We start from the raw sequence: 12,089 nt of genomic DNA, 5'->3' as shown, positions 1-12,089 counted from the left end.
GTAATGGAGGAAACCATATGAAAGAGTTTCTGCACCGGGTTTTTTCTGACGTCAAAAATAAAAAAATGACAAAACAGGATGCGATCGGCATTTTGCGCGATTATGATATGCGGATGGGACTTCGCCAAGCTGCTTCCCTCCATCCGCTTGCTCAGCAGCATATTTCCGATGAAACGGGACAGGGATTCTCGGCAGCTTTCAGCGGCCGGGAATTTTTTCTCGCTGATGTTTCTTTACAGCGTAAAAAGCTTATGCCCGGAGAACTTCTTTTGGAAATGGCGAGAGCTGCGGCTGTTTTGACAGTAAAGGAGACTGAGGCTGTCCGGCTGACGCATATCGTGTGGTCAAAGCCCATTCTGACTGAGGCTGAGCCGTTCCATATCGAAATCAGGCTGATACCCGCAGAGGGTGAAGCTAAAAGGTTTGAGATTTATAATCCATTTTCTGCCGATTTCAGTCATCATGATGTGTACAGCCAAGGGACGATTCAGCCAGTTGATGCTGCGCCCGGCATGCTGGATATCAGCCGCTTGAAGGAAAACAGCGGCTTCCTGATGGATCAGCAGCAAATTGAAGCCATCACTCAGAACGATACCGTTCAATACAGTGAGCACATGAAAGGAATTGAGCGTATTTACGCCTCAGCAGGACGGATGCTGGCAGACATATCAATTCCATTGACAAACCAAAAAGAATCCGCCCGATTCGGCCTCCCTCCCTGTGTGATGCAAAGTGTGACAGAGGCATGCGCGCTGCTTGGCGGCAGAGAATATAAAACGCTCGCCCCGGTTTCATTGGACGAGCTTTTGTTTTATGAATCTTGTCCTGACAAGGTATGGGCCGAGATACAAGAGAAGGCGGGGAGCTTTTATATTGATTTATGTGACGAAGAAGGGAAAATATGGGCTTCCCTGTCGGGGTTGAAGCTGCAGCCTGTCATCAAGACGGGCGCTCACGGAAAAACCAATGCCGAACACCGCAGTGAACGTTTGTATGAACAAACGCTTCTTCAGCTCAAAACGCTTTTTGGCCTGACTGCAAAAATTGCTGTTTCCAACATAGACACTGAAGAGCCGCTGGAAACCTACGGAATCGACTCAGTTACTGTGACGAAATTGAACCGCGAATTGTCTCTGCTTTTCGGTGACCTTTCCAAAACGGTTTTTTACGAATATAAGACACTGGGCTCCCTGGCAGCTCACTTTGTCACGGATTATCCGAATGAATGCCGAAAATGGACAAATGATGATGACCACCGTTCAGGCATATCAGAACAGGTTTTGGCAAATGAAGATTTTCCGGTGCTTCCGTCGCTTATCAAGCGAAAGAAACGGCCTTCTTTTTCCAATGAGAACCAGACAAAAGAAGGGATTGCGATTATCGGAGTCAGCGGACGTTATCCGCAAGCTGAAACACTTGAAGAGTACTGGAATAACTTAGCGGCCGGAAAAGACTGTGTGACGGAAATTCCCGAAGAGCGCTGGGAACAGGACAAGTACTACAACCCTGATCCCGAAACGGCCGTGAAAGAAGGGAAAAGTTACAGTAAGCGGGGCGGATTTCTGAAAGATGCCGCTTTCTTTGATCCGCTGTTTTTTCAAATTTCACCCCGTGATGCTTTGAATATGGACCCGCAGGAGCGTCTCTTTATTGAAATGTGCTGGCAGGTGCTGGAGGATGCCGGTTATACGAAGGAACAGCTTGAGAATCTGTATAACGGCCGGGTCGGCGTTTTTGCGGGCATTACGAAAAACGGGTACGGAATGTACTGGAAAAACGGCGGCGCCCTGCAGCCGAAAACGTCGTTCAGTTCAGCGGCCAACAGAGTTTCCTATTTTCTTAATCTGAAAGGGCCGAGCATGCCGGTCGACACGATGTGCTCGTCTTCGCTGACTGCAATTCACGAAGCGTGTGAAAACATCCTTCGCGGCGAATGCGACATGGCGATTGCCGGCGGTGTGAATGTGTATACGCATCCTTCGGCTTATGCGGAGCTCAGCGCCTATCGAATGCTTTCAAAAGACGGAACGTGCAAAAGTTTCGGTGAAGGCGGGGACGGATTTGTTCCCGGTGAAGGTGTCGGGGCCGTGCTGTTAAAGCCGCTGTCAAAAGCGATGGCTGATAAGGACCATATTTACGGGGTGATTCGCGGCACTCATATCAATCACGGCGGCAGAACAAACGGGTATACAGTGCCGAGTCCGAGCGCCCAGGCTGACGTGATTTCCGGCGCGCTTGAAAAATCAGGAATACATCCGCGGATGATCAGCTGTATCGAAGCACACGGCACGGGTACTGAACTCGGAGATCCGATCGAGATTGACGGTTTGACCCGCGCATTTCAAACGAAAACGTCTGATAAAGGTTTTTGCGCCATCAGCTCAGTTAAATCCAATATCGGGCATTTGGAAGCCGCGGCAGGCATTGCCGGTGTAACGAAACTGCTGCTCCAGCTTCAAAAACGACAGCTGGCTCCCTCATTACATTGCCGGAAATTGAATCCGAATATTGCATTCGACCGGACGCCGTTTGTGGTGCAGCGTGAATTGGCAGACTGGAAACAGCCGGTCATTGAGGAAAACGGAGCGCAAAAAGAGATTCCGAGAATCGCGGGAATCTCTTCTTTTGGCGCGGGCGGGGCAAATGCCCACATATTGATAGAAGAATATATTGAACCTGATAGGGAGATTTATGAGCCATTCACAGATGAAGATCCCGCAGTCATTTTATTATCCGCCAAACAGGAGGCCAGCCTGAAGCAGCGGGCGCAGCAGCTTCTTCAAGCGATCAGAAAAAATGACGTCACAGACCGCAGCCTCCGGGATGCGGCTTACACCCTTCAAACCGGAAGAGAAGCGATGGAAGAACGTGCTGCGTTTATCGTGACGTCGACAGAGCAGTTAGCGGAAAAACTGCAGCGTTTTATTGACGGCGGGACAGACGGCTGCTTCAGGGGAAAAAGCAAACAGTATAAAGACATTCTAGCCGTTTTTAAGGATGAAGATATGCAGGAAGCCGTCCGTAAATGGATGAAAAGAAAAAAATTCGCGAAGCTTCTGGAACTTTGGGTAAAAGGGCTGAAGATTGATTGGTCAGAGCTTTATAACGGCAGCCTGCCGCATCGCATCAGCCTTCCCGGTTATCCATTTATAAAGGATCGGTATTGGCCGGACGATGCAGCGCCGGACAATGTTCGTGATGCTGAAACACATTCTGAAACATTTCGTGAAATCCGCTTTTTACAGAAAAGCTGGGCAGAAAGCAGCAGTGTTCCGGCTAAGGAAGTGCGGGGCGTCATCGGAATAGCTGCTGATCACCAGACAGGAAATTTAGCCGTTGAGCTGTCCCGTTATTTCCCCGAGTCTGAAATCATTGACGCTGCATCACCGGAAATATCCGGAGACGCGGCCCGATTTGGCGGTCTGATTGATGTGACCGGATGCGGGACGGAAATCAATCATGATGACGGCTGGATTCATCGTCTGCAGTCTCTCATTGACAACAGAAACCGCGGCCGAAAGCTTCAGCTGCTTTGTGTGACAAAGGGGCTTGAACCCTTTGCAAATGAAACGATAAATCTCTCAGGTGCAAAAAAGGCCGGATTGTACCGGATGCTCCAAAGTGAGTATAAGGATATCCGCTCGCGGCATATGGATGCAGAACGGACTGCCGAAGATCCTGAGCTGGCAAACCAGATCGCAGAGGAGTTTTTTCGCGATTCTGAAGACATCGAAGTGTGTTACCGAAACGGTGTGCGCTATCACGCGCGGTTAAAGGAAACAAACAGCTTAGCTGAAAAAGAATTTTCATTTCCGAAAGGCCATGTGCTCTGGATCACCGGAGGGACCCGGGGACTCGGATATTTATTCGCCCGGCATTTTGCCGAACGTTACGGAGTCACGAAACTCGTGCTTACCGGAAAAGAAACAATGCCGCCGAAAGCGGAATGGGATGATCATATCAAACGGAATTCCCTGTTTTCCGATAAGGTGAGAAGAATCAGAGAGCTCGAACAAAAAGGTATCCGAACGGAAGTGCTGTCTGTATCTTCCGGCCCTGAATATGAGCAGGCCGTCAGCCGTGTGAAAGATCAAATGGGGCCGATAGGAGGCGTGATACACGCAGCGGGAGCGGTAGATCTCGATCATCCGGCCTTTATCCGCAAAACAAGCGAACAGATGATGCCCGTGCTTGAGCCTAAAACAGACGGACTGGACCTTTTGTATCAAGCGCTGCACAAGGAGCCTCTTCGGTTTTTTGCGCTGTTTTCTTCAGTGTCCGGCGTGATGCCGGAATTAGGAGCGGGACAAAGTGATTATGCCATGGCTAACGCCTATATGGATTATTTTGCGGCCGCAAAAGGTTTTCCGGTGCTGAGCATCCAGTGGCCGAGCTGGAAAGAAACGGGTATGGGCGAATCAAAAAGCCGGGCCTATCAGAAAAGCGGTTTAAAGAGCATCACTGACAGAGAAGGGCTGAGCCTGTTTGATGCCATCATGGCAGGCGATTGCGGATCTGTTATTATGCCGGCCGTCATTCACCCGGAAAAATGGGAGCCTGACCGTCTGCTGCTTTCATCCGGCCTTACTGAAACAAAGCAGCAGGAACAGGCCGATACAGAAAGCGTTGAGGAGTGGCTGACGGGCATTTGCTGCCGGGAATTAAGACTGGAGCCGTCAAGATTTGAATCTGATACACCGTTTCAAGATTACGGAGCCGATTCCATTATGCTTGCCCAAGTGTCCAGAGCGATCGGAAAGAGGATCAAAGCTGACCTTGACCCGGCGGTGCTGTATGAATACCCTACGGTTGCTGCGCTGGCGGGATGGCTTGAAACAGCATATCCCGAAATCAAAGCTGCCGTTTCAAAACCGGTTCAGCCTGTAATCCCGGACGTTCCCAAACAAACTGCAGCCGCTGTTATTCAGCCTTCTGGTGCTGCAGCGGCGCAAGACATCGCTGTTGTCGGAATGTCCTGCCGTTTTCCGGGAGCTGAATCAATTGAAGCTTATTGGAAGCTGCTGTCTGAAGGAACGTCAGCCATTCAAAGAGTTCCGAAAGAGCGCTGGAAAACGGAGAAGGCGGATTATGCGGGCCTTTTACAAAATGTAACGCATTTTGACCCGGAGTTTTTCCTTATTCCCGAAGAAGACATCAAGGCAATGGATATCCAGTCCTTTCTTATATTAGAAGAGGCGCTTCATCTGTTCAGAGACAGCGGGTACTCGTTACAAGAAATGAAAGGCAGGTCAGCCGGTGTCTATTTAGGAGGACGCGGCGGCAGTATGCCTGATGAAAACCGTCTGAAGCATGCAAAAAATCCGATAGTCGCAGCCGGTCCGAATTACTTAGCGGCCAATCTTTCTCAGTTCTTTGATTTGAAGGGGCCGAGTCTCGTTTTGGATACGGCCTGTTCTTCAGCGCTTGTCGGTATGAATATGGCGATACAAGCGCTTTCTTGCGGTGAAATCGACTCAGCGGTGGTCGGGGGAGTCAGTCTGCTGGAATCCGGTCAAACCCACCGGATGTTCGAACTCCGCAAACTGCTAAGCGAAGAGCCTGCGTTTCATATTTTTGACCGCCGCACCGGCGGCATCGTATTGGGAGAAGGCGTCGGAATGGTGTATTTAAAAACAGCGGCCCAGGCTGTAAAAGACGGTGACCGGATTCATGCGGTCATTAAAGGCATTTCCGTAAACAATGACGGCAGAACCGCGGGGCCTGCCACACCGAATATACAGGCGCAGAAAGAAGTGATGGCCAAGGCGCTTGCCAAAAGCGGCAGAAAAGCGGAGGATATCAGCTACATTGAAGCAAACGGTTCAGGCTCTGAAGTAACCGACCTTTTGGAACTGAGGGCGATTGAAGCGGTCTACCGTATGCAAAACAGCGCGCCTTGTGAATTGGGATCGATGAAGCCGAATATCGGACACCCGTTATGCGCTGAAGGGATTGCCGGATTCATTAAAACAGTGCTTATGCTCTCGCGCCGAATGCGTGTGCCTTTCCTTTCGGGCAAAGAGCCGATGACGCATTACGATCTGTCCGCCTCGCCGTTTTATTTTTCGCACGCTCTGCGTGAATGGACGGATTCACCGCGGATTGCCGCTGTCAGCAGCTTCGCTGACGGAGGGACGAATGCTCATGTCATAGTGGAAGCCTGGGAGCAAGAGGCGTATACCCCTGTTAGAAAGCCTTTGCCGAGACAGGAATTAAAACGCCGGCCCATTCGTCCGGACAAAGCCGAAAGCCTGCATGAAAACGCACATAAGTCCCGTCCGAATACGTTTTGGAAACAAATGAAGACTTACTGATTGCGCTGAAAATTGAATGTCGATATGGAGGAAGTTCATATGCAAGAGCAGCTTCTTATTAACAATCAGCATCCCGTTCTGAAACATCATAAAGCCTATGGAAAGGAACTGCTGCCGGGTCTGGCTTATATTGACCTGATCTATCAGACTTTCAGAGAAAACGGCTTTTTTCATGCCGGCCTTGAACTCAGGCACTTATCGATTTTTCACCCTTTAGCTCCTGAACAGGGAGAAACAATCCTGCTTTCCGTTGACTGTACAGAGAACGGCGAAGAGCAGTGGAAGGTAGAGGTGAAAGGGCAAAAACAAGGTGACGAAGCAGCAGAGACAAAGGTATATGCCGCGGCGCAAATGCATTCCGTCAATCCCGCCGGCTTCCAAGAGAGCGTCCGGATGGATGCCGTAAAACAAACGGCGGCAGAAATACCGCTTGAGGACATTTACGCGGAATGCAGGGATCAAGAACTGGTTCATTCAGGAATGATGAAAGGCTGCGGAAGCGTCTACCAAACTGAAAAAGAGATTTATATTGATCTGTCGGTGCAAAAGGATCAGCTGGAACATGCAGAAGAGGCGATGTTTCATCCCGCATTGATAGATGCGAGCAGCATCGGCTCCAATGTATATCTCGCTCCTTTGACGAGGGAGGAGGGGCAATTATTTCTGCCGCTGTTTTATGAATCGTTTTATTGCACCGAATTGCTGCAGACAACATGTATCACCAAGATAAAAAAAGAATCCGTCACCCGTAAGAAAGATCTCGTTTACGTGACAATGGAGTTTTTCAATGAGGAAGGCAGAAAAGTCGGCGAACTGAAAAACTTCGCCAATAAACTGGTGAGGGACCCGGAACTGATCAATCAGAAACGGCTAAAGAAAGAACCTGACGGGCGGAATGCCGTCCCGGCTCCGCAAGCGGAACCGGCGCCTTCTGAGCCCCGCCGTGCGGAGGCTTCCGCCGGCCTTACTGAACAGTGCATCCTTTATTTAAAAGAATTGCTTGCCGCCCGATTGAACAAACCTGTGAAAGAGATTGACCCTGATATCGGCTACTATGAAATGGGGCTGGATTCTCCGGGGCTGTTGGACATGGTAAAGGAAATTGAACGAAAAATCGGAACGCAGCTTCTGCCGACACTGTTATTTGAATACACGACAATCGCGGAATTGGCGGGATATTTGTGCGAACATTACGGAGCCGGTTTCGGCCATGCTCAAAGCGGGCATTCAAGTGCTGAGCCTTTGCACCGGGAAAAAAAGAGGACGACCCAAATCCGCGTGAAAAAATCGGCGTCAGCCGGAACGCAGAATGGAGATATTGCGATCGTCGGGATGGCGGGACGGTACCCCGGCGCCAAAAATCTTCGTGAATTTTGGACAAATTTAAAAAATGGAGAAAACAGCGTAACGGAAGTGCCTCGTTCCCGCTGGGATACGAGGACATATGAGCATTTGCGATCGCCGTCCGGCAAGCCGATTTCCAAATGGGGCGGTTTTATAGACGATCCGGATTGTTTTGATGCGAAATTTTTTCGGATTTCTCCGCGGGAGGCAGAAGCTAAAGATCCGCAAGAACGATTGTTTTTAGAAACATGCTGGGAAACGATTGAGGATGCGGGCTACACCCCGGAAACAATCGTTCAGCCGAAAGGGCCGAATAAGAGAATGAACGTCGGTGTGTTTGCCGGGGTGATGCATATGGATTATTCTCTCGCCGGCGCTGAAGCTGCTGCTAAAGGGCTGGTCTTTCCTTATCCCTTGAACTATGCGCCGATCGCAAACCGGGTTTCATATTTTTGCAATTTTCACGGGCCGAGCATGGCGGTTGACACGGTGTGTTCGTCATCTTTGACGGCCGTTCATATGGCGGCGGAAAGTCTGAGACGCGGTGAATGTGAAGCAGCTCTTGCCGGAGGCGTCAATTTATCATTGCACCCGACAAAATATATCACATACGGCTTGATGGATATGCATTCGAGTGACGGGCTGTGCCGCACGTTCGGCGAAGGAGGCACAGGCTATGTCTCAGCTGACGGCATCGGAGCCGTGCTGCTGAAGCCGCTCCACAAAGCCGAAGAAGATAAGGATCATATTTATGCGGTGATAAAAGGCAGCGCCGTCAATCACGTGGGGACCGTCAGCGGGATTACCGTGCCGAGCCCCGTGGCGCAGGGGGATATGATAGCTGAATGTCTTGAAAAGACGGGGATCGATCCCCGGACGATTTCTTATGTGGAAGCGCACGGAACCGGAACTTCTTTAGGAGATCCGATTGAAATACAAGGTCTTGTTAAAGCTTACCGCACGTTTACGGAGGATCGGCAATTTTGTGCGATCGGTTCCGTTAAATCGAATATCGGACATGCGGAATCAGCTGCCGGGATCAGCGGGCTTCATAAAACGGTTTTGCAGCTGTTTCACAAAACGCTTGTCCCTTCTTTGCACTCAGAGACGATTAATCCGTATCTCCGTTTAGAGGACTCGCCATTTTACGTGCAGCAAAAAACCGAGTCATGGAAAAAGCCGGCGTATACAGAGAACGGCCGTAAACATTCCTGTCCGAGACGCGCAGGCATCAGTTCATTCGGGGCGACGGGTTCAAACGTTCATCTCATTTTAGAAGAGTACAGGCCTAAAAACCCCGGTATTACGGAGGATCAAGAGAGACCGTATATCGTGCCTCTGTCAGCGAAAAATCCGGAGCGGCTGAAGGAATACGCTGCCCGCCTGCTGATGTTTCTCAAAGATAAAGCGCTTGAAGGAAGCGGTCCGCTTCATGACAAAAGAGATACAATGCAAAATAAGCTGGAAAATGCGTTGCGAGGTGTTCTGGCCGAAGTTCTGCATGTTGCGGCCGGTTCGGTAGATGATGAACAGGATTGGAAGGAATTCGGCTTGGATGTCATGCAGCTGACACAGTTTTCTGAGCTGATGACGGATCAATACGGGCTGGCAATAGACATGACTGATCTCATACAGCATACTTCCGTCCGGACTTTAGCAGAATGTCTGACAAACGATGAGAAACATAAGAATATTCTTTCCGGTCTTTTCGGCCAGCCGGGCTTAGATAAGCAGTCTGGTGAATCTTTTTCCCTGCGGTCACTGGCGTATACGCTGCAAACGGGACGGCTGGCAATGGAAGAGCGGCTTGTTTTTTTAGTGAACGATCAAGCAGACCTGATCAGGAAATTAACTGAATTTACAGAACAAAAACGGCAGATTGACGGCTGCTTTCAAGGGCGGTCTGACAGCGGAACGGAAATCAGGGGTTTCCTGAATGATGATCAGGATACGGAGGAGCTGATCCGAAAATGGATGGACAGCGGCACTTACAAAAAACTTGCGGAGCTGTGGTCAAAAGGATTTGAGATAGACTGGACGAGGCTGTATCAGGAGGAGAAACCGCGCAGGATGAGTCTGCCGACGTATCCGTTTGCAAAGGAACGATATTGGATACCGGAGCCCGATCATCCCGTCACTTCCGTAAATACAGAAAGCAGGCTTCACCCGCTGCTTCACCGCAATACATCAGATTTGCTAGAACAAAAATTCAGTACGATACTGAACGGAGATGAATTCTTCTTAGCCGATCATATCGTCCGAAACAAGCGTGTTCTCCCCGGGGCGGCTTATCTTGAAATGGCGAGAGCCGCGGCTGAACTGGCTGCCGCGCCGTTAGCCGCTGAATACACGGCTAAAACCGGCATTTCGCTGCGGTATATCAGCTGGATACGCCAGGCCGTTCACAAAAAAGAGACGCTGCGTATGACGACAGGGCTTTCTTTGGAGGATAACGGCAATGTTTCATTTCAAGTGTACAGCAGTGAAAATGATTCAGACATTTATTGTGAAGGCAGTGCTGTGATTGAGCCGCTGTCTGAGGCGCCGGTTTTGCATATTGAACAGCTGAAAGCGCGATGCCGCAAAAAAGTGCTGTCAAAAGAAGACTGCTACGTGGCGTTTGCAAAGGCGGAAATTGTATACGGACCTTCACATCAAGGAATTGATCATATTTATTGCGGGGAAAAAGAAGCCTTGGCTAAATTGGTGCTCCCCGCTTCCGTTTCTGATGAGGCCGAACAGTTTGTGCTCCATCCGAGTCTGATAGATTCCGCTTTTCAGGCGGCCATCGGCGTTATGAATGAAGATCAAGCGGGTTATCCGGAGCAGCCGTTAATGCCTTTTGAATTGCATGAACTGACCGTTTTTCATCCGTGCAGGCCAAACATGTGGGCTGCCGTGTTTGTGACGCATGAAACACCGGCCGTGCGAAGAATGGACATTGATATATGTGATGAACGCGGCAATGTGTGTGTAAGGATAAAAGGATTTTCTGCCCGGATGGCCGAAAGTGAACCGGCCGTTACCGATAATAAGCAATACGATCTCCCGGGTAACCTTACCGGAGCCGTCAAACTGATGCAGGTATGGGACGCGGAACCGATAGACAACCAAACCGGCTTCCCCATTTCTGAAGCAAAAGCTGTCATCATAGGCGGTACAGACGGGCAGGCGGACGCGGTTTTACGATTGTTTCCTAAAGCTGTGCGATTTGATATCGGCCAAAGTGCTTCCGTTGAAGTGATATCTGATCGGCTCCGCCGTCTCGGTGAGATTCAGCATATGATCTGGTTTGCCCCTCAGCCGGCTGATTCTGACAGCCATGATCAAAAAAGCGGGGTGCTGCAAATTTTCAGAGCGGCCAAAGCTCTTATCGGTCTCGGGTATGGAAAAGAGCAGCTCGGGATGACGGTGATTACGCACCAAGCACAGCCTATTACCCAATATGATGAGGTGCGTCCCGCTCATTCCAGTGTGCACGGTTTCGTCGGGTCTCTCGCTAAAGAACATCCGAGCTGGCACATCCGTCTCGCCGATCTTGAAGACGGGGGGGATTTTCCCGCAGAAGACATATTCAGCCTGCCCCGCGACCGTACGGGTAAAGCATGGGTGCGCAGACATCAGGAATGGTACCGGCCTCAATTGCTTCCGGTCCAAAGCGGGCCGTCTGAAAGTGTTCCTTACCGCTATGGAGGCGTATATGTCATCATCGGCGGTGCGGGAGGCATCGGCGAGGTTTGGACAGATTATATAGTGACGACGTATAAAGCCCGAGTCGTCTGGATCGGGAGGCGGCCGCTGGACAGCCGGATACGCCAAAAAATAGACCGGTACCGGCCATCAGGCCCGGCTCCCGAATATATAGCCGCAGATGCTTCTGATCTTCCATCGCTTCAGCGCGCCTATGAACAGATTAAAAACACATACGGCACCATCAGCGGCGTCGTTCATTCAGCGATGGTATTTGCGAATGAAAGCGTAAAAGATATGGAAGAATCACAGTTTCACGCCGGCCTTGCGGCGAAAGTGGATATTTCCGTCAACATTGCCGAAGTATTTGCGAAAGAGTCTTTGGACTTTATTCTCTTTTTCTCTTCGGTTATTTCATATATTAAGAATCCGAATCAAAGCCATTATGCGGCGGGATGCGCATTTAAAGACGCATTTGCCCATGAGCTTTCCGGACGGCTGTCATGCCGGGTCAAAGTGATGAACTGGGGTTATTGGGAGCGGGCTGACAATCACATTTCTGAAGAGTTTGACAGACTGAGTGCAATCGGTCTCGGGCTGATCAGCCGGGCGGAAGGGATGCAGGCGCTGGAAACTCTGCTGACGCAGCCGATCTCCCGCATGGGGCTGATGAAGCTGACCAAGCCGATTCCGATCGAGGGAATGAACCCTCATGAATTTGTGACTATCTGATTGCCTGTC

General features: G+C 50.3%; 2 protein-coding genes. Both read left to right on the top strand.

The genetic code is table 11. The features are described 5' to 3' along the window. Window positions 1-17 precede the first annotated feature (17 nt). The gene (locus tag NYE62_RS12415) at window positions 18-6,314 is read left to right on the top strand and encodes a type I polyketide synthase (RefSeq protein WP_342496971.1); all 6,297 of its coding nucleotides are present in this window, start codon (window positions 18-20) and stop codon (window positions 6,312-6,314) included. Window positions 6,315-6,353: 39 nt separating this feature from the next. Continuing rightward, a complete protein-coding gene (locus tag NYE62_RS12410) occupies window positions 6,354-12,080 on the top strand; it encodes a type I polyketide synthase (protein WP_342496970.1) in 5,727 nt (1,908 codons plus the stop codon). The last annotated feature ends 9 nt before the right edge of the window (window positions 12,081-12,089 follow it).

The sequence above is a fragment of the Bacillus sp. FSL K6-2861 genome (assembly GCF_038630725.1).
In the GTDB taxonomy this organism is placed as follows: domain Bacteria; phylum Bacillota; class Bacilli; order Bacillales; family Bacillaceae; genus Bacillus; species Bacillus velezensis.
Note: the sequence above shows the minus strand (reverse complement) of the source record. Positions and strands in the feature narration are given on the sequence as shown.

Bases quoted from the DNA above. Each gene is read 5' to 3' on its own strand.
- NYE62_RS12415 (WP_342496971.1), top strand. From the start codon at position 18: ATGAAAGAGTTTCTGCACCGGGTTTTTTCTGACGTCAAAAATAAAAAA.
- NYE62_RS12410 (WP_342496970.1), top strand. From the start codon at position 6,354: ATGCAAGAGCAGCTTCTTATTAACAATCAGCATCCCGTTCTGAAACAT.